General features: G+C 70.5%; 15 protein-coding genes and 1 pseudogene. 6 read left to right on the forward strand and 10 right to left on the reverse strand.

Features of this window, described 5'->3' with window-relative positions:
- Positions 1–9: 9 nt before the first annotated feature.
- Both OHB44_RS06265 and OHB44_RS06270 read right to left on the reverse strand, forming a co-directional pair.
- Complete coding sequence (locus OHB44_RS06265) at positions 10–999, reverse strand: hypothetical protein (protein WP_330439899.1); 990 nt, start codon at positions 997–999, stop codon at positions 10–12.
- 592 nt (positions 1,000–1,591) lie between these two features.
- Positions 1,592–2,110: a flavoprotein gene (locus tag OHB44_RS06270; protein WP_330439900.1), complete on the reverse strand. Its 519-nt coding sequence runs from the start codon at positions 2,108–2,110 to the stop codon at positions 1,592–1,594.
- A 219-nt stretch (positions 2,111–2,329) separates the two neighbouring features.
- On the opposite strand from OHB44_RS06270, the gene OHB44_RS06275 reads away from it, so the two are divergent.
- Positions 2,330–3,430, forward strand: a complete 1,101-nt coding sequence (locus tag OHB44_RS06275) for an FAD-binding oxidoreductase (protein WP_330439901.1) — start codon at positions 2,330–2,332, stop codon at positions 3,428–3,430.
- Here the strand turns inward: OHB44_RS06275 and OHB44_RS06280 are convergent.
- Together OHB44_RS06280 and OHB44_RS06285 are read right to left on the reverse strand one after the other, a co-directional pair.
- A complete protein-coding gene (locus tag OHB44_RS06280) occupies positions 3,423–4,889 on the reverse strand; it encodes a hypothetical protein (protein ID WP_330439902.1) in 1,467 nt (488 codons plus the stop codon). The two genes, OHB44_RS06275 and OHB44_RS06280, sit on opposite strands and share 8 nt — an antisense overlap.
- 76 nt (positions 4,890–4,965) lie before the next feature.
- Entirely contained in the window at positions 4,966–5,850 is an 885-nt protein-coding gene (locus tag OHB44_RS06285) for a fibronectin type III domain-containing protein (RefSeq protein ID WP_330439903.1), read from the reverse strand.
- 206 nt (positions 5,851–6,056) lie between these two features.
- On the opposite strand from OHB44_RS06285, the gene OHB44_RS06290 reads away from it, so the two are divergent.
- Both OHB44_RS06290 and OHB44_RS06295 read left to right on the forward strand, forming a co-directional pair.
- Positions 6,057–6,962: a hypothetical protein gene (locus OHB44_RS06290; RefSeq protein WP_330439904.1), complete on the forward strand. Its 906-nt coding sequence runs from the start codon at positions 6,057–6,059 to the stop codon at positions 6,960–6,962.
- A gap of 149 nt (positions 6,963–7,111) precedes the next feature.
- Positions 7,112–11,146, forward strand: coding sequence for an SdrD B-like domain-containing protein (locus tag OHB44_RS06295; RefSeq protein WP_330439905.1), 4,035 nt, complete (start codon positions 7,112–7,114; stop codon positions 11,144–11,146).
- Between the two features lie 27 nt (positions 11,147–11,173).
- Here OHB44_RS06295 and OHB44_RS06300 read toward each other — a convergent pair whose 3' ends face one another.
- The gene (locus tag OHB44_RS06300; RefSeq protein WP_330439906.1) at positions 11,174–12,028 is read right to left on the reverse strand and encodes a hypothetical protein; all 855 of its coding nucleotides are present in this window, start codon (positions 12,026–12,028) and stop codon (positions 11,174–11,176) included.
- A gap of 177 nt (positions 12,029–12,205) precedes the next feature.
- On the opposite strand from OHB44_RS06300, the gene OHB44_RS06305 reads away from it, so the two are divergent.
- Positions 12,206–12,841: an 8-oxoguanine DNA glycosylase OGG fold protein gene (locus tag OHB44_RS06305; RefSeq protein WP_330439907.1), complete on the forward strand. Its 636-nt coding sequence runs from the start codon at positions 12,206–12,208 to the stop codon at positions 12,839–12,841.
- Between the two features lie 5 nt (positions 12,842–12,846).
- Here OHB44_RS06305 and OHB44_RS06310 read toward each other — a convergent pair whose 3' ends face one another.
- Both OHB44_RS06310 and OHB44_RS06315 read right to left on the reverse strand, forming a co-directional pair.
- On the reverse strand, positions 12,847–13,215 hold the full coding sequence (locus tag OHB44_RS06310; protein WP_330439908.1) for a DUF4180 domain-containing protein: 369 nt from the start codon (positions 13,213–13,215) through the stop codon (positions 12,847–12,849).
- A complete protein-coding gene (locus OHB44_RS06315) occupies positions 13,208–13,660 on the reverse strand; it encodes a helix-turn-helix domain-containing protein (protein ID WP_330439909.1) in 453 nt (150 codons plus the stop codon). The genes OHB44_RS06310 and OHB44_RS06315 overlap by 8 nt, the downstream gene beginning before the upstream one ends.
- Positions 13,661–13,828: 168 nt before the next feature.
- Between OHB44_RS06315 and OHB44_RS33425 the strand changes: the two are divergent.
- Together OHB44_RS33425 and OHB44_RS33430 are read left to right on the forward strand one after the other, a co-directional pair.
- Positions 13,829–14,386: pseudogene (locus tag OHB44_RS33425) on the forward strand (ATP-binding protein); the annotation flags it as partial.
- Positions 14,387–16,146: 1,760 nt separating this feature from the next.
- Positions 16,147–16,878: a hypothetical protein gene (locus OHB44_RS33430; protein ID WP_442932685.1), complete on the forward strand. Its 732-nt coding sequence runs from the start codon at positions 16,147–16,149 to the stop codon at positions 16,876–16,878.
- Positions 16,879–17,364: 486 nt separating this feature from the next.
- On the opposite strand, the gene OHB44_RS06325 is transcribed toward OHB44_RS33430, so the two are convergent.
- Genes OHB44_RS06325 through OHB44_RS06335 form a run of 3 tightly spaced genes read right to left on the reverse strand, consistent with a single transcriptional unit; the run spans position 17,365 to position 19,814 of the window.
- Positions 17,365–18,222, reverse strand: coding sequence for an ABC transporter permease (locus OHB44_RS06325; protein WP_266303560.1), 858 nt, complete (start codon positions 18,220–18,222; stop codon positions 17,365–17,367).
- Complete coding sequence (locus tag OHB44_RS06330; RefSeq protein ID WP_238683461.1) at positions 18,219–19,232, reverse strand: ATP-binding cassette domain-containing protein; 1,014 nt, start codon at positions 19,230–19,232, stop codon at positions 18,219–18,221. The genes OHB44_RS06325 and OHB44_RS06330 overlap by 4 nt, the downstream gene beginning before the upstream one ends.
- Positions 19,233–19,259: 27 nt before the next feature.
- Positions 19,260–19,814, reverse strand: a complete 555-nt coding sequence (locus OHB44_RS06335; RefSeq protein WP_330439913.1) for an NADPH-dependent FMN reductase — start codon at positions 19,812–19,814, stop codon at positions 19,260–19,262.
- Positions 19,815–19,816: the final 2 nt, after the last annotated feature.

Consider the following 19,816-nt stretch of genomic DNA (forward strand, 5'->3'; position numbering starts at 1 on the left):
ATCGCCCGCTCACGCGCCCGCCGCAGCCCGAGCGCTGAGGACGCGGTCGAACGCGGCCACCTCGGGAAGCTCTTTATGCCGAGCGAGATCACGACGTAGATTGATTACTCGGTCGATGACCCGCTTGGAACTCATCACCTGCGACTTTTCCAGCACCCGATTACCGATCGCGATTGCCTGCTCAGGCTCATCGGCGAGGAACAGTGCGCTGCACAGCCCGACCTCGTTAAGCACGGCGCTACGCGCGTTCCCAGCAGCAAACGCAGCGATAGATTCCCTGCCCCAACGCACAGCCTCAGACGCGTACTTGCTGTCACGTCGTGCCATGTCCCGATAGACGCGACCGTACTGAGCCAGCAGCTCACCGCGGTCGTAGAAGCCCATCCGGGTCGGCTCACGCTCTTTGTTGATGCGCTCGAACTGGTCGCTCGCCTTGCCGAGGGTTTTTACGGCGGTCTGATGGTCCCCGAGTGCCGCAACCGAGGCGGCCTCCGCACCCCAGAGCAGGGCCTTGGTCGCTGGCGTGGCGCGTGTCTCGAGCTGCGCGTGAGTGAGCTGCAGTGTCGCGAGCGCATCCCGATTGTGCCGGAGGTGTTGGAGCTGCTTAGCCTGTGCGTAGCGAATCATCGCGACCAAAGGCACGTCTCCGGCAGCGAGCGCGGCGCGCTCCCCAGCAACGAAATGCCGCTGAGCGTCGGCATGTCTCCCCGCATCTAGGGCGGTCCAGCCAGCCAGTTGGCGAGCTGTCGCCACCGCCGCGATGAGGGGCGATGTAAGCCCGGCCGGGTGCGACCAATCAAGCATCCGGTACACCGACTCCGCGAACCGAGCCACCTCTCGATACAGCAGACCACCGCCCGATTCCCGGTCCACCGACCGGTACAGCTCCAGTACCGCGTTGAGCCGAGCGATATCCGCCGTGCCGATTCGCCGAGGCTGGACAAGCTCGTTGCCGCCGAGCAGACCCGCGCCCGCAGCGACAGCGGCGATCCCGGCCAACAGGGCCCTCCGGCCCTCGTCCGGCCCGGCACCCTGTGCGTCGGTTGAGGCGAGGGCGCTCCCGGCTTGCTCGGCCGATCGCTGAGGCTGTCCAGGGAGGGTGAACCAGAGACACGATGCGGGTATCCCGAGAAGCTTTGCCCAATGGGCCAAACGGTCCAGGTGAACCAGCGGCGGGCCGTTCTCCACCCGACTCAACTGCGCCTGCGTGATTCCCAACCACCCTGCCACCACGCTCTGCGGCAAGGCGACCCGCCCGTGATACGGATGGCACCGGTACGCCCGAATCACCCGCCCCAGATGCCGCTCGGCGAGGGCCTGTCGCACGGGCTCGTGTTCCCAGAAGCTCGCCGGCGCTACCGGCGGCGCGCTCAGCCGGTCCCGCTCGGCGGCCTGGCACGGCGTACACCGTCCGCTGTCGTTGTCCCGGGCCAGCCGTCCGCCGCACCGAGGGCAGTTCGCGTGTGTCACCGGCGGCTCCGTCCATCTCGCCTCATCGAGCGTATCCATTGAACACGCTGCGTGGAGCGCTGGTATACGCGCGACGCATATCGTCAAAGGACCGCCGAACAAGCGAGCGGACTGCAACTACTCAGGACGGGCGTACGGCCCGCAGCGCCTCGACGACCACGCCCCACCGTCCCGGCCCGTTCACCGACTCCAGCGGCTTCCCGTCGGCCACGACCACGCCCGCAGCGCGCAGCACCGCCAGGTGACCCGCGTACGCCGGATGAGCGGCCAACTCAGCCTTGGTATGCGGAAACGCGATGATCGGCAGCCCCGCGCCCAGCGACTCGTTGAGGACGCCGAGCGCCAGGGTGTCGTTGATGCCCAACGCCCACTTCGTCACCGTGTTGAACGTGACCGGGGCGGCCACCACCACATCAGCCGGGGGGTGCGGCTCCGGGTCGCCGGGCATCCGCCACTCGACGCGTACGAGATAGCCGGTCTTGTCTTGCAACGCCGCCCGGTCGAGCCACGGCGCGGCGGTCGGGCTGACGATCATGCACACCTGCCACCCGTCGGCGATCAGGAGGTCGACCAGCTCGTCGATGTGTTCCGCCGGACCCGCGGCGCAGACGACCAGATACAGCACCGGACGTTCCGTCATGCCCGCAGTCTGCCCGATTCGACAGCCGCGACGTCGGCCGCATACCGATCACGTATGCCGTCAACGATCACCGTGACATGCCGTTGTGCCTGGTCAGCCACGACAGTCGACGCATGGCCCGGGGCGGGTGCCTTGTCCCGGAGTTGCGCCGGCCCTCAACGGCGCAGCTCCTCCCGCCCGCCCCGGTGCCAGCCCATGAATCAACGACTTGGAGCCCGCATGCCCGAGGTGAAAGACGACCACCCGGCCAGCGGGAGCCTGGCCGCCGCCTGGGAGTCGGTCGACGCGCGGGCCGCCGGCGACTTCTGGTGCACCCTCGAAGACCGCCGCCCCGGGCTGCTCCCACAGCGTGACGCGCCGCTGTTCTTCACCGCGTTGGGCCGCCTCCTGGTCGGCGGCGACAACCCGGCGAACCGGGCGGCGCTGCTCCGGGTGCTCGGCCACGCGTACCGTCACTTCGACCTGCTCCCGCACGCCACCACCATCGGCGACGCGCTGGTCGCGACCATTGCCCGCCACGCGCGCGCCCTGTGGACGCCGCAGCTCACCATCGCCGCCGAGCGCGCCCTGTGCCCCGCCACGCGCGCCCTCCGTCGCGCCGCCGCGCAGGCCGGCGACGGCCGGGCCTGGTGGCACGTCGAGGTGATCGGCCATGACCGGCCGTCGCCCGACATCGCCATCCTGACGGTACGTCCATGGCGGCGCCTGCCCTTCCAACCAGGTCAGGCCGTGCCGGTCTGCACACCGCGCCTGCCCGGGCACTGGCGTTGGCTCTCACCGGCCAACGCCCCACGCGCGGACGGCACCGTCGAGCTGCACGTCCGCGCCGTACCCGCCGGCACCGTCTCCCACCACCTGGTCCAGGAGGTACGCCTCGGCGAGCTGCTCTGGCTCGGCCCACCCGTCGACACCGGGCTGAGCCTTGACCCGGCGAGCACAAACGATCTGCTGCTCGTCGCCGGCGGCACCGGCCTGGCGCCGCTGCGCGCACTGGTCGAGCAGGTCGCCGCCGCACCGAACGGTCGGCGGGTGACGCTGATCGTCGGCGCACGCACCTTCACCGACCTGTACGACGCGATCGCCCTCGACAAGCTGCAATGCGCCCACGACTGGCTGACCATCGTGCCGGCGCTCTCCGACGACCCCTGCGCGGAGCCGGCCGAGCAGGGCGACGCCCTGACCATCGCCCTCGGACACCACCGGCCCGGTCAGGACATCTACCTCTGCGGCCCATCCGCGATGCTGGCCGACGCGCGGCCACGGCTGTGCGCACTCGGCATCCCCGCCGCACGCATCCACCTGCCCAAAGGCCTCAACTGAGCTGCTTGACGGCCTGGCGGAAACGCCGCGGCGGCAGGATGGCCCGGAGCTTGTCGGCAGCGTCAGCGAAGTCCGAGATCGTGGTGACGCAGCCGTGGCCGAGGTGGGCGAGCCGGATGACACCAGACCGCTCGACCACGAGTGCCTGGGACAGCGGGACGGTGTGCACGTTCCCGTCGTCATCCACTGTGGAAATCGCGTCGATGCCGATGACCAGCTTGCCCTTGTTGCGGAGCCGCTTGGAGAACGGCGGCCTGACGACCTCACCTGCGGGCACGAAGCGGGTGGTCGGGCAGGAATCCTCGGTGGCGCGAGGAAGGTCGGGTTTCGACCCGTACGGCACGACGATCATGGCGCTTGAGAGCCAGCCCGACACCATGTCCCGTGTCGCGTCCGGAGTAAGCCCAGTCAGCTCGCTGAGTGTTTCCGAGCCGTAGATCTCAGCCGTGCCGAGCAGCTCCTGGTGGGCAAAGGATTGCAGCTCGTTGATCGACTGCATCCATTCGTTGTCGCCCTCCATGGCCATGCGCTGCGTTGGCACCCGGTCGGCGATCTCCACTCGATCGATTCCATCGGCGGCAAGCCGTTGCAGCTCGGCCCAGAGCAGCTCCGCCGCGACGGTGGCGTCGAAATTCTTGCCGTTCCTGCCGAAGTCTGGTGTGACCCTCAACCCGAGCTCGTGCCGCGTACCGTCGACGACCTCGCACATGAATTCCGCACCGGTGGCGACCCCGGCCTCGTCTACTGCCTCAGCGACTCGCGACCGCAGTGCCCACATCAGATCGACAGCTTCCGCGCTGGGTTCGACACCGACCGTCAGCGCGACGCCGCGGACCTCGTCGGCGTACCAGATCGGCCCCATGTGGTTGTTGACGAGTGGCGTGCTGCGGGTGACTCGCGGGCCGGCGGGCAATGGCAGTCGCATCGCCTGAGGCGGTTCGCCCGTCAGGGTGAGAACCGCGTTGCCGCTGGTGAAGAACCTTTCGACATACCGTCGGATCTCGTCCGCCGTGAAGAGCTTGTAGTCCACTGCGGGCCAGCGCGACAGGCCGTATCCGCTCGGCCCGAAACGCCGCGACAGCAGCGCTCCCCACGGGTCGCGCAGACCATCTTCGATGTTCGAGACGTACCGGCTGTCCGCATCGAGGTCCGCGACCGCGTCTGACAGATCCTCGGGCGGAAGATTGCTGATGGCCGAGCAGATGGTGGCGAGATGCTCCGCTACCTGATCCGGTGGGCCGCCTGCGAGGAATGACGTGTCGTTCATCCACACGTTGTCCTCGTGCTTCTCCGCGACGTGATCCTCCGTCCAGTCCACCAGGTGCTGCACGAGATGGGTCAGGCCGATGGAGTCGATCTCTTCGTCGCGGGCACCGCACCCAAACGTCAGCGACGCGGCCAAGGTGCCAGGCACATCGCGGTGGATGACAGTAACTCCGTCTATCTCCTCGCGTCGCATGAGCGGATCGTAAGGTGACCGGTCAAGGCACGGGCTGAGGCGTTCGACAGTCAGAGGACGCGGTGCCGTTGGTGCGTCAACTGATGGTGTCGCCGAACTCGCGTACCCCGTCGACGTCCAGCGTGATCCGGTCGTTCTCGGTCCACTGGCCGGTGGCGGCGAGCCAGCTCGGGTCATCGCGTTCGTCGATACTGCTCCAGCTGTGCCGATGGTGCCGCAGTTGGATCGGCCCGGTCGACTTTCCCGGCGCGAGCGTGCCGTCGGTGAAGGTCAGCTCCACCCAGCCGGGGACCGGCGTTCCCGGGATCGGGTAACCCGGCGGCGCTGGCGTCGTCATCCCGCTGGGCGGCCCGCCCGGCGGGATGAAGAACTGCACGGTCTGCCGGATCCGATCGCAGCCCAGTGCTGCCCAGTCGCAGTTCGGCACCAGCGAGGTGTTGGCGCCCTCGAAGCGCAGGTGGTAGCGCACCCGCACCGTGCTCAGGTCGAGCGGCCCGGTGCCGGTGTTTGTCACCTTCAGGAGGTGCTGGATCTGGTTGTTGGTGGGCGACCAGTCCAGGTTGAGGTAGCTGACCGTCGCCTGACCGGACGCGGTGCGCACTGTGGTGGTGGGCGAGGTGTCGGAGTAGCCGCCGAGCGCACGGGCGGCAACCGCGATCCGGTACGTCGTGCCGGGTGCGAGATCAGTCAGCGTGATCGTGGTGTCGGTCGTGGAGCCGAGGAAGCGGTACGTGTTCGGGCCCAGCGGCACCTGCACCTCGTAGTTGATCGGCTGCTCGGCGCCGGGCTCGACCCAGGCGGAAGGCGTCCAGCTGAGGGTGAGCTGATGTGGTTCGTTTGCCACCACAGTGGGGGTGCCCGGGGTGCTGATCGCCGGCCCGTCGGCGCGGGCGGCGTTGACGGCGAGCAGGCTCGCCAGCGCGGCGAGGGCGATGGTGGCGGCGACACGGCGAGCAGGCATGACCGAATGGTATGCACAAGCATCGATGCCTGCGCATCGTCCGTCAGTCCAGAGACGTCGAACGCAGGTCCAGTCCGTTACGCGACGTAGTCGGCTTGGAGATAATGCCTGGTCACGCTGCTACCTAGCGTGAACCCGTCATCACGAACGGCCTCGACGTCGGCGTCGCACCTGCCGCCCCGTCCGGCCTCAGACGGGAGAAACACATGCGTGCTCAGAACAAGAGCCGGCGTTACGGCGCCCGCGCCTCCGTACTCGTGCTCGGTCTTGTCGCCACCGGAGCGGTGCTCGTCCCGGCGAGCCCGGCGTCCGCCGCGGTCCCCGGTCTGGTGCGGGTCGCCGCGACCAGCGTCAACAACTCGACCGACTACCACAGCGTCACGGCGACCTGTCCGGTCGGGAAGGTGCTCACCGGCACCGGCTACGAACTCAACGGCGTCACCGGCGAGGGCATCGTCGACGACCTGCGCCCCAACGGTGGCGTCGCCACGGCACCGACAGCGGTCACCGTCGGCGCCTACGAGACCGAGGCGTTCGCGGGCAACTGGTCGGTGACGGCGTACGCGATCTGCGCCAACCCGCTGCCCGGCCTGGTCCGGGTGGCCACCACCAGCGTCAGCAACTCGACCGACTACCGCAGCGTCACGGCGACGTGCCCGGTCGGGAAGGTCCTGACCGGCACGGGCTACGAGCTGAACGGCGTCACCGGTGAAGGTGTCGTCGACGACTTCCGGCCCAACGGTGGCGTCGCCGCGGCACCGACAGCTGTCACCGTCGGCGCGTACGAGTCGGACGCCACGGCCCTGAACTGGTCCGCCACCGCGTACGCGATCTGCGCCAACCCCCTCGCGGGCCTGGTGCGCACCTCGGCCGTGGGGGCCAGCAACTCCCTCGACTTCCGCAGCGTCACCGCGACCTGCCCGGTCGGGAAGGTGCTGACCGGTGCCGGCTACGAGCTGAACGGGGTGACCGGCGAGGGCATCGTGGACGACTTCCGCCCCAACGGCGGCCCCGCGACAGCGCCGACGTCCGCCGCGTCCGGCGCGTACGAGGAGGACGCGTTCGCCGGGAACTGGTCCGACACGGCGTACGCCATCTGCGCCTTGCCGTAACGACGTTCCTCCGGTGTGGTCGCCCTGGCAGCATCGGGGCGGCCATGCCGTTTGTCCGTTATAGAGCATAATGTCGCATCCGGATGGTTTAGTGGGGCGGTAATCCGCAGACCAACAATGGTCGCTCGAACAATGGGCTGCTCACTTTCATGTCTCCGATTCGCAGGTCCCGGTCGTGGTGGTTCGGCTTCGCGGCCTCGGTGCTGGTCGCCTGCCTGGTCACCACCACAGTTGTCGCGCCCGCGCCGGCCCAAGCCGCCGTCAACCAGGTCGCGCTCACCGTCATCTCCGACGGCGCCGCGCCCTTCGACAGCCTGGACAGCGGTGCGAACAACGGGCGGGTACGCACCAAGGACGTGCTGACCTACGGCTGGGGGTACTCGTCCGACGGTGCCGGCGCGGGGTCGGTCACCTTCGTGCAGACGCTGACCGCCCCGTCGCTGGTCCGCTTCGACACGTCGAACCTGGCCCAGTGCACCGGCCCGGGCGGCGGCAACCTCAGCACCGACGGGCAGACGCTGACCTGCGCCGTCGCCGTGGACGCGACGGGCGCGGGCACCGTCCCGATCAGCGTCACCATCGGCGGCAGCGTGCCGAACGGGACGACCATCGGGGCTTCGCTCACCGCCAACGGCGGCGCCCTCAACGGCGGCACCCGGAGCACCACAGTGGTCGCTCTTCCCCAGCTCAACCTGCAGGCCAACCTCTTCGGCACCCCGACGCCCGCGTCGGTCGGCGGGGCCAGCGGCAGCGGGTACGCGTTCAGCTTCGTGGTGACAGTGCCGACCACCGCCAAGGGCACCGAGTTGGTGACCGCGCCACTGACGTTCACCGCCGACCTGAGCACGATCTCCGCCAACGCGGTCCTCGTCGCCGACTCCTGCGCCCCGGTCAGCAACGGCGGATACGGCGTGCCGTACGGCCGGATCGGGATCGTCGCCAACGCCACCGCGTCGAACTCGGTGGTCAACTCCGGCACCGTCGGGTGCACCCAGACCGGGCGCACCGTGTCGATCACGATCACCGGCGCCGACCTCGCCGGGCGGACCAGCCCGACCTTCGGTGCCCAGGGCAACACCCTGCCGAGCACGCTCAGCTACCTGGCCTCCGGCACCTTCACCGTCTTCGTGCCCAGCGGCGACAGCACCTCGACGATCCAGTCCACCATCCAGTACCGGGGCTTCGACCCGACAAGCGTCACCGGGCAGTCCAACTTCGGCGCCGGGTACGAACCGGGCGGTGAGCCCGCCGCCGCCACCTGCGCCTACGTCGCGGCCAACGCCACCCGAGCGAACGACAACTGCTTCTCGACGACCTTCGGACCCCGATCGGCCGGATACAACGGGTACTTCTGGACCACCGACACCCCCGCTGGACTTCCCGCCGGCAACGCGACGAACGGGACCGCTGGCGACGGGATCGCCTCACCCGGGCAGACCTACTACGACCGGCTCCAGCTCTACTCCACCAGCGGACCGGCCCTTGTCGGCGCCGCGATCTGCGACAAGTGGAACCCCGCCGAAACCCGCATCGTCGGGGCCGGGCGGGCGTACCGCAACAACACTGTCGTCGCCGCCAGCGAATACCTCGTCGAGTACGGCGTGCTGAACCTGCCCGACGACAACGCCCGGCGGACCACCTCCTGCGCCACGGGAAGCTGGTACGGCTCGATCGAAGCCGCTGGCGGCGCCGCAGTGGTCAACGCCGTCCGCTTCACAGCCACCTGGACCATCGGCAACGGCGAGGTGAGTTACTTCCACCCGCAGTTCCAGGTCCAGCCCAACCCGACCGGCACAATCATCGCCAACTTCGACAGCGGACGCCTCGGCGGCACCGAAACCTGGGGACCCTCCTACTACAACCGGGCGACCAACAACCCCTCGTACACCGGGAACCGGCTGACCCTGACCGACGGTGTGCTGCGGGTGACCCAGTCGAACGGACTGCCGGTCGGCCAACAGTTCGTGGCCGCCGGCAGCACAGTCACCTACACCCTGACGCCCACCGTCACCCGGGCGACGTCGGCCACCTCTCCGGTCGGCGGGGTGACCATCACCGACACCCTTCCCGCCTGCATGAGCTACGTCGCCGGCAGCGCCCGCTACGCCTCCGGCGCCGCCACGCTGGCCGTGGAGCTGACCGCCGCGCAGCACGGCGCGGACGGCATCCCGTGCACCGGCGACAGCGGCGAGACCGGCCCGAGGCTCCTGCTCAAGCTCGGTGCGACCACCCCCGGCGTCACGATCCCGGCGATCACGTTCCAGGCCGTCGCGCTGCGCATCGCCTCGGACAACACCGTCGCGACCAACCTCGCGGTGATCAGCTCGGACGCGGCCGTCGCCATCGACCTCGCCCGCCGCACCACCAGCAACACCATCGCGGTACGCAACCAGACCCAGTTCGCCATCTCGGAGTCGACCTCCACCCCGCAGGTCACCGCCGGCGATCCGATCAACTTCACGCTGGCGTACCGAAACATCAGTGGGCTGACAGTGCCCTCGCTGGTGCTGTTGACCGAGCTGCCGTACAACGGGGACGGTCGCTCCGCGTTCACCGGAACCCTCGCCTACACGGGCAGCGCCGCGCCGGCCGGCGTGCAGGTCCAGTGCACCAACCGGGCGCACGGCACCATCACCCCCAACCCCGGCGACTACACCCCGACCTGCGGGCCGGACACCACAGCGCTGCGCATCGTGGTCAGCAACCTGGCGAACGCGGCCGTCGACTCGGTGCGGATCACCCTCACCCCGAGCGGCAACGCGAGCGGGGACCGGTACGTGAACACCAGCACCGGCAGTTACACCCCCAGCGGCACGACGACACCGGTGGCGTTGCCGACCACCGAGATCACCCAGGTCACAGTGGTCTCCTCCGGCATCAGCGGTCGGACCTGGAACGACGTGAGCGCGGACGGCATCCGCCAGGCCGGTGAACCGGCCGTGTCGGGCTTCCCGGTCACCCTGTCGGGCACCAACGACCAGGGCGCGTCGGTCACCCGCTCGACGACGACAGCGACCGACGGCACGTACTCCTTTATCGGGCTGCGGGCCGGCAGCTACACGGTGACCTTCTCCCCGGCCGCGCTGCGGGCCGACCAACGCTTCTCGCAGCGGTCGCAGGGCACCAACAGCGCCGTCGACTCCGACGGCGACCCGAGCACCGGCAACACGGCACCGCTGACCCTCGGCACCGGGGCCAACCTGAACGACATCGACCAGGGCATTCGGCTGCTGCCGCCCGCGATCAGCATCACGGCGGCCAACGCCGGATCGGGTTCGGCCACACTGAGCTGGACCGCTCCCGACTACGTCGGCAGCCCGATCGTGTCCTACACCGTCACGCCGTACGTCAACGGTCAGGCGCAGAGCGCGCGCACCTTCGACGGCACCGCCACCACCCGAACGGTGACCGGGCTCACCCCGGGCACCACCTACACCTTCACGGTGGCGGCGACGAACGTCGTCGGTACCGGCCCGGCCTCGGCGGCCTCCGCGCCGGTCCGGGTGAACGCCCCACCGAGCCTGTCGTTCCCGGCCCCGCCAAGAGGGCAGGAGACCATCGCGTACAGCGTGCAGTTGGTAGTGACCGGCGGCACCGCGCCCTACGCCTGGACGGTGAGCGCCGGGACGCTCCCGCCGGGGTTGACCCTCGGCCCGACCACCGGGCTGCTGGCCGGCACCCCGACCACCCCGGGCAGCTACCCGTTCACGGTGCGGGTCACCGACGCCAGCGGGCTCTCCGCCACCCAGGCCGTCACCGTGCAGATCGAGGCCCTCGTCGGGCTCAGCATCAGCGTGCCCGAACAGTCGGCGCTCGGGACGATCTCAGCGGGAGACGGTGACTTCTCCGGCCAGCTCGGCACCGTCACCGTGACCGACGACCGCGGACCGGCGGCCGGATCGTGGCAGGCGACGGTGACCGTCACCGACTTCACCACCGATGCCGACACCGCGATCATCGGTCGGGGCCTGGTCAGTTACTCGTCCGGGCCGGCCACCGCCAGCAGCGGCAACGGGGTCTTCATCCCGCAGCCGGGGATCGGCCTGCCCGCGTCGCAGGTCGCCGCGGGCTGGTCCGGCACCGGCCCGAACGTGGTGTCGTGGAATCCGTCACTGCGGGTGGTCCTGCCGGTCGAGCGGGTCGCCGGCACCTACACGGCGGTGGTGACCCACTCGGTCGGGTAGGACGGTGGACCCAGTGCTCGTCCGGCTTCACGGGTTCCAGTAGACGAGGACGCTGGCCTGGTCGAAGCGGCGCTCCTTCAGGTCCGCACGCTGGATCACCCAGTGGATGCTCGCGCCGCCTTGTCTGCCGCCGTGGAACTCGGCCAGCACAACCCAGTCACCAGGGTCGGGTGTCCCACCATCGCGCCCCGACCCGTCGTCGCCGGAGCGGCCCGAGGGGTTGGCGCCCAACCACGCGGGGTTGAAACCGTTGCAGTCAGTGCCGTAGCCGCCCAACAGCAGCGGCGTCGTCCCGTCTTCATAGGAGAACGGGCCGTCGGGCACCTTGCCCAGGACGTCCTTCCACACGTCGGTCAGCTCTTCGAACGGGGGATCTCCCGGCAGCGGCGGAGACCACGGGGGCCCCGGGATCGTCTTGACGTAGGGCAGCGAGATGTCGACAGTGAGGTGCAGATCGCCCTGCGGGATCTCCGCGTAGACCTCGGCGAACTCCTCGTCGTCCGGTGGGAAGCCCGGCGGGTACTGCTCCCGTTCCTCGACCGCCACGCCTGCCGGCACGTACCTGACCTCGCCCCAGCCACTTTCCTCGGGCCAGCCGAACAGCAGCAGTTGGCCGTCGGACGGCAGTGGAAGGTCGGTCACGTCTGCCGGAAGGGCAGCGCAGTCGATGGTGGCGATCAAGGGGTACTCGGGGTCCTCGGCGTCGGCCGGAAGCATCACCGGCCCACGGATGGCGCCCACTACCGGCCCGTCACCCCTCTGCGTCAGGAAGGCGGACGGGCGGGCGAGCCCCAGCCAGCGCTCCACGTCGGCGGCGGGGATGCCGCGGCGCAGCGCCTCGGCGCGAACCTGATCGATGATTTTCACGTTTCGGGGAAGCACGGGAGCACCGTAGGTCAGCAGTGCGACGTTTCTCGACCCCGCCGGATGCTGGCTGCCCGCAAAGGCGCACCTGCAATCGATACCGCGATTTGCCGTCGGCGGGCGGCAGGGGGAAGCGCCCGACCATAGCGTCCGAATCGCAGGGTTCCGCGAGCGCGCGATCTGAGGGAGGCGACCATGCGGACGACCGAAGGTGTGGTGTTACCGGGGGAGCGGACCCCGGTCACAGTGAACGTCGACCGCTGGCGGGCGGGGCTACCGCCGCAGGCATGGCCCGAGGGCCTTCCGGTGACCGGCGTGATCTGGCGGCGCGACGTCTTCGCGGTGGCCGACGCGTACCGGGCGGGGTCCGCGAGCCCACGTCAACTACTGACGGCAGTGCTGGTCTGGGCCTACGGACCCATCGGGTACGGCCCTTGGCGCGCCGCCAGGTCGCTCGACGCCGATCCCGACGGCAAACGCCTGGCGTACGCGCTGGAAGAGGTGTCCACGCCAGCGCCCGACGAGGCCGCGCTGTGCACGGCGTACCGCCGCTTCCGCGACCCCGATCACGCTCGCCTGCCCTGGTTGGGGCCGGGCCTGTTCACGAAGGTCCTCTACTTCGTCGGCTACCGGCGCGGGGCGGGTGGCGTGCAGCCCCTGATCCTCGACCGTGTCGTGGCCGGCCTGCTCCCCGCCGAGGCGGGTGTCGGCCGGCGCAACGGCTGGTCGTCCGAGCAGTGGCTGGCCTACCTGCGGTGGGCGGCCGAGCAGGCTCGGGCCCGGGGAGTGGAGCCGGACGCGGTGCAGATGGCGGTCGTGCCCGAAAGGTGAGGTGGCTATCGGGCGGCGCGGAGGCGTGCGTCGAGCGCGTCGAGGTCGGGGACGAACCAGATCTGCCCGCCCTGGTTCGACTCGTGCACCAGGGCGCGCAACGCTGAACTCTCCGCGAGCTGCGCCGAGATGTCGCCAACGACGGCCAGCCGCACCCGGTAGTTGACGAACTTCTGCATCACGTCGCCGGCGAAGCGGGTGCCCAGCGTGAAGAAGCGCGCGTCGAGTCGGTTGGCCGGCACGGCCACCACCTGGGCGCCGAGGAACGCCGCCCCGATCAGGTCCAGCGCGTCCTGCTCGGTGGCCACCGGCGGCCCCGCCGGGTCGCAGACCAGCACCGGCACTCCGGCCCGTTCCTGGATCTCGTCAGGCATCGTGAACCTCCCGGTCGAGCAGGCCGTTGTCGGCGTTGAGCACGGCGTCGAGCAGGTGCAGCAACTCGGCGGTGGCGGCCGGGTCACCCAGGATGATGATCTTCAGGCGGTGGCGCTGCTCGTCGTGCACGGTCTGCACCCGCAGCGGGTTGGCCTGGTCGTGGCCGGTGTTGGCGCTGGTGAGCACGAGCGTGCCGAGCCGGTCGGCGGCGGCCCTGTCGACACCGTCGATCTGGACGATGCTCGACACCTCCGCCTGTCTGGCGACGCCGGGCGTGGTCGGGGCCTGGCCGGTGAGCGCGTCGAGATCGCTGGCGGCGATCCGGTACTGCTTGCCGATCCGCACCGCGCGCAGCCGGCCCGAGCGGATGTAGCCGCGCACGGTGCGCACATGCAGGTTGAGCCGGTCGGCCACCTGCTCAACTGAGTACACTTCTTCCGTCATCGCCCCCTACGCTACCCGAATAGGGAAGCATAGGGAGCGATGGGGTCGACTCGTTTATGGCATCAGCTCCAAAGGCTCCGAACACGCCTGCGTCAGCGAGACCCAGCGAGGCGTTCGGCCGGTTAACACGCCCGCGCTGTCGGACGGTTCCAGTACCGTCTGGAAACCATGAACGCGCTCGGCGACGCCATCATCGGGCGGGATCACCCCGCGGGTCTGCTGCGCGCCGAGCTGGATCGCGCCACCACCAGCCACGGCGGTCTCGCCCTGGTCACCGGCGAGCCGGGCATCGGCAAGACGACACTCGTCACGTCGGCGGCCCGCGAGGCCCGGCAGCGAGGCGCGCTGGTGCTCGGCGCCGCCTGCTGGGATTCCGACAGCGCCCCCGGCTACTGGCCGTGGGTGCAGGTGCTGCGTGCCCTACGGCGCTCCGCCGACGACTGGGCGGTGGCACGGCAGTCCGCCGAGCCGGCCCTCGCGGCCCTGCTCGGCCAGTCCGGCGCCGGCGGCGACCAGGCCGGTCGCCTCGTCAGTTGGGCCGGCATCGACCCCGGCCCCGACGCCGCCGACCAGGAGGCCTTCGCGCTGTACGACGCGGTTACCGCAGCCCTGGTCGCCGTCTCCCAGCACCGGCCGGTAGTGGTCGTCCTCGACGACCTGCACTGGGCCGACCCGGCCTCGCTGCGGTTGCTGAGCTTCGCCGCCCAGCACACCTGGTTCGAGCGGCTCCTGCTGATCGGCACCTACCGCGACGCCGAGGTCGAGTCGGGCGAGCATCCGCTGCGTCCGCTGCTGATGCCGCTGGTCGCGAAGGCCACCACGATCACCCTCACCGGTTTCACCCGCGACGAGGTCGCCGCACTGATGACCCGGACCGCCGGCCGGGAGCCCGAGGCAAGCCTTGTCGACGAGGTGCACCGGCGCACCGGTGGCAACCCGTTCTTCGTCGAGCAGACCGCGCGGCTGTGGCACGCCGACGACGCGGTCGGCACGATCGCACCCGGCGTACGGGAGGCGGTGCGCCGCCGCCTGGCCCAACTGCCCGCCGCTGTGGTGGAGGCGCTGACCGTCGCCGCCGTACTGGGTCGCGAGTTCCACCGTCAGGTCCTCGCGGCCTGCGCGGCCGCACCCGCGGCGCAGGTCGACCGGCTGCTCGACCGGGCGGTGACCGCCCGACTGGTGGTCGCCCGGGGCGGTGGCCGCTTCGCCTTCGCCCACGACCTGGTCCGCGAAACCCTCTACGACGGGCTGACCGACGACGACCGGCGGGCCCGGCACGGCGCTGTCGTCAGGGCGGTCGACGACCTGCGGGAGCTCACCGACCGGCTAATCCCGGCCGACCTCGCCCGCCACGCCTACCTGGCCGGCCCCGCGCTCGACCGGGCCCGGGTGGCCACGCTGCTGGTCGCCGCCGGGCGGGACGCGTTTGCCCGGCTGGCCGGCGACGAGGCGGCGGTGCACTTCCGCCGAGCCCTCGAGGTCGTCGAAGACCCGGCACAACGAGTGCGGATCCTCGTCGAGTTCGCCGAGTCGCACTATCACCACGCCCGCCGCGAAGAGGTCACCCGACTACTGACCGAGGCCGCCACGCTGGCCCGTTCACTCGACGAACCGGTGTTGCTGGCCCGGGTCGCGCTCACAGTGAACCGCTCCCGCCAGGTCGATACCGCCCAGTCGCTCGAGGCGGCGGAGTTGGTGCGCGAGGCGTACCGCCGGTTGATCGGCGAACCGGACGCCAGCGCGACGGTCGGCGCCCTGGTCGCGGACCTGATCACCGCCAGCGAGACGATCGCCCGTCGAGGGCAGGACGACGAGGCGCTCACCTTCAGCCTCTGGGCCCGCCACGACACGACCTGGGGGCTGGGCACCGCCGCGACCCGAGCCGCGCTCACCGCCGAGATCCGAGACGTGGCCCGGCGGACGGGCGACCGGGAGACCGAGCTGTGGGCCACCTCGCTGCGCTGGGTGGCGCTGCTGGAGCTGGGCGACCCTCGCTTCGCCGAGGAGCTCACCACCTTCGTCGACGCCGAACGGCAGGGTGACTTCGCCCGGCACCGGATGGCCGCGGCCGTCGACAGCGGGATCATCGCGGCGTTCCAGGGTGACTTCGCCACTGCCGACGAGCGGTTCGCCATCCTCTCCGACCAAACCGACCCGGGTCACACCGACTTCGGGTTCATGGGCCACCACCTGCGCTGGTCCCGCCTGCTGCTCCAGGGTCGGGTCGCCGAGGCCGCCGTGCTGGTGGACGGGCTGGCCCCGATCGACTACCCCTACCGGGAGCTGCTGCGGGCGATCACCGCGGCCGAACGGGGTGACGGCGAGACGGCGATCCGGCTGACCGCCGGCATCGAGGCCGGCGCCATCCGGTACCCGCGCCCGGTGTCACCGCTCTGGCTACGGTTACGCGCGCAGGCCGCCGCCGCGTCCGCCGACCCGAAGCGCTGCGACGCCGCTCGGGCCGCGTTGGCCCCGCACCGCGGAGAGTGGACGGTAGGGCTCTTCGGCTGCGACATCAGTGGCCCCGTCGACCACTGGCTGGCGCTGATCGACGCCGCCCAGGAACGCTGGGACGACGCCATCGCCGGCTTCGCCGCCGCTCGGGACTCCGCCGACCGGCTGGGCTCGCGACCCTGGTCGCTGCTCGCCCGCACCGGCCTCGTGAACGCCCTCGCCGGCCGAGGTCACCCGGGCGACTCCGCGACGTCGACCGCGTTGCGCGCCGCCGCCATCCAGGAGGCGACAGCCCTCGGCATGACGCAGGTGCTCCACCGGCTCGCCGCCCCGACAGCCCTCGACGCCGACCTCCCGGCCCAGGCCGCCGGGTCGGCCCAGGCTGTCGCGCCCGGCCAGGCTGTCGGGTCGGGCCAGGTTGCTGGGTCGGGCCAGGCCGTCGGGTCGGGCCAGGCTGTCGGCTCGGGCCAGGCTGTCGGCTCGGGCCAGGCTGTCGGGTCGGGCCAGGCTGTCGCGCCCGGCCGGGCCGCGCCGGTCGCGGCTGCGATCGAGGGGTACGAGTTTCGGCGCGACGGGCCGGTCTGGCAGCTCGCGTACGAGGGTGTCGTCGTGCACCTGCCCGACGCCAAGGGCCTACACGACCTGCACCTGCTGCTCAGCCGTCCGGGCAGCGATGTGCCCGCCGTGGAGTTGCTCGACCCGACGGCCGGGCCGGAGCTGGTCGCCGCCCGCCGGTTGGGCGCCGACCCGGTCCTCGACGATGAGGCGAAGGCCCGCTACCGGCGGCACCTGGCCCGCCTCGACGAGGAGATCGACCGGGCCGCCGCCCGCGACGACGACCAGAAGGTGGCCAAGCTGGACGCCGAGCGGGGTGCGTTGCTCGACGAGCTGCGTGCCGCGGCGGGGCTGGCCGGCCGAAGCCGCCGACTGGGCGACGAGGCCGAACGGGCCCGAAAGACAGTGACCGCGCGAATCCGTGACACGTTCCGCAAGCTCGACGACCGACACCCGGCACTGGCGGGCCACCTGCGCGACGCCGTCTCCACAGGCACCACCTGCCGCTACCTGCCCCCCGGGCCGCTGCCCTGGAAGCTCTAACCCCAACCCAACCCAACCCACCCCAGCCCTCCGCGATCTTGCACTTTCGGTCGCCGGTTCAGGTGGATTCGCCACCTTTGTCGGGACAGTAAGTGCAAGATCGCGGGGGCGGGGCGGGGCGGGGCGGGGCGGGGTGGGTGGGTGGGGTGGGGTTAGCGGCGGTTGTACCTGTACATGGTCAGGGTGCCGAAGACCAGGACGAAGCCGGCGCTCCAGAGCAGCAGCCACATCGTGGCCGACGGGTCCGACTCGCCGCTCATCGCTCCGCGGATCGCGGCCACCAGTTGCGTCACCGGGTTGACCTTCACGAACGCCTGGAGCCAGCCGGGCATGGTGCTCGGCTCGACGAAGACGTTGCTCAGGAACGTCAGCGGGAACAGCACCATCATGCTGACCCCCATCACCGACTTCTCGCTGCGCAGGATCAGGCCGAAGAACGTCCACACCCAGGAGAACGCGAACGAGAAGACCACCAGCAGCCCGATCCCGACGACAGCCCCGACCACCCCGCCTTCGGGGCGGAACCCGAGCACCAGCCCGAGCCCCAGGATCACCACGGCGGCGAGGATGTAGCGCAGCACGTCGCCGAAGATCATGCCGACCAGGGCGGCCGGGCGCCAGATGGGCAGCGTCCGGAACCGGTCGAAGATGCCCTTCTCGATGTCGGTGTTGAGGCCGATGCCGGTGTACATGGTGATCATGACGACGCTGGTCACCATGATGCCGGGCAGGAAGAACTGCAGATACTCGCGCGGGCTGCCGGCGAGGGCGCCACCGAACAGGTACGTGAACATCAGCACCATGATGATCGGGAACGCGGTTACGTCGAAGAGCTGCTCCGGCACGTGCTTGATCTTCAGCATGGCCCGCCAGCCGAAGGTGAGCGACGCGCCCAGCGCGCTCGGCCGGGGCGGTCGGGAACCGGGCGCGAGCACTGTCGCCAGCGCCTCGGCGGACGGGACGTAGACGGTCGGCGCCCGTTCGGTAGTGGTGGTGGTGGTGTCGCTCATCGGGCTGCCTCCAGCTCGTCGTCGCGCTCGTCGGTCGGCACGGCGGGGTGGTCGGTCAGGGCCAGGAAGACCTCGTCCAGGCTCGGCTGGCCGAGGGAGAAGTTGTCGACCACGATGCCGGCGCGGGCCAGGTCGCCGAGCACGCGAGCGGCCTGGGAGCTGGCGTCGAGGTCGGTGCCGGCCTCGCCGACGCGGGCGGTCAACGCCACCGGATCGGCGGCGAGCTGCACCGGTACGTCGAGTGCCTCCCGGAGCACCCGCTCCGCCTCGGGGCGCTGAGCGGGGTCGCGCAGTCGCAGGTGGACGGTGCCGGAGCCGATCGACGACTTCAACTCACCAGGGGTGCCCTCCGCGATCACCCGGCCGTTGTCGACGACAGCGATCCGTCCCGCGAGCTGGTCGGCCTCGTCGAGGTACTGGGTGGTCAGCAGCACCGTCGTGCCGTGCGACACCACCGCCCGGACGATCTCCCACACCTGGTTGCGGCTGCGCGGGTCGAGGCCGGTCGTCGGCTCGTCGAGGAAGAGCAGATCCGGGGTGTTCAGGATGCTGGCGGCGATGTCGATGCGTCGCCGCATCCCGCCCGAGTACTTCTTCACCTGGCGGTCACTCGCCTCGGTCAGACCGAACGCGGCCAGCAGGGCCGCGGCGCGCTCCCGAGCGGCCGGCTTGCGCAGGCCGAGCAGGCGGGCGAGGAGCACCAGGTTCTCCGTGCCGGTCAGGTCCTCGTCGACGGAGGCGTACTGGCCGGTGAGGCTGACCCGGGAACGGACCTTGTCGGCCTCGGTGACCACGTCGTGCCCGAAGACCCGGGCCGAGCCGCCGTCGGGTCGCAGCAACGTGGCGAGCACCCGGACCGCTGTGGTCTTGCCCGCGCCGTTCGGGCCGAGCAGACCGTAGACGGTGCCGGCGGGCACCTGGAGGTCGATGCCGGCCAGCGCCCGGGTGTCCCCGAACGAGCGGGTGAGCCCCTCGGCCTCGATGGCCAGACCGGTGGTGCGTCTACTCATGATCCTTACCTTTCGTGTTGGACGTGTTCAGGAGACGTAGGGTCGAGCCGCCCGGCCGTCGCGCAGTGTCAGACCCCACCAGCGCAGCTGGTCGAGCAGGACGCCGACGTCGCGTTGCCGTTCGTCGGTGCACTGGGCGGTCGGCTCGCCGGCGAGCAGGTCGATCCCGACGACGTCGCGCACCGTCATCGCGTGCAGTGCGGTGAAGACGGTACGTAGTTGGTCGACCGCGTGCTGGCCGGTGGAGCGACAGCCGTACGACACGAAGCCGACCGCTTTGGCCTGCCACTCGTCGTACGCGTAGTCGATGGCTTGTTTCAAGGGCGCCGGGAAGCTGTGGTTGTACTCGGGGGTGACCACGACGAACGCGTCCGCCCGGCCCACCTCGCGGACGAACGCCCGGATGGACGCGGTCGGCTCGGCGGGGTAGGTGGCCGGGAAGTCGTACTCGGTCAGGTCAACGACAGTCACCGCCAGGTCGTCGTGCCGCACGGCCTGCTCGACGAACCAGGCCGCCAGCCGGTCGCCGACTCGTCCCTCCCGGGTGCTGCCGACGATCACGGCGATCCGCAACGGTGCCATGG

Source organism: Micromonospora sp. NBC_00821 (genome assembly GCF_036347035.1).
Classification (GTDB): domain Bacteria; phylum Actinomycetota; class Actinomycetes; order Mycobacteriales; family Micromonosporaceae; genus Micromonospora; species Micromonospora hortensis.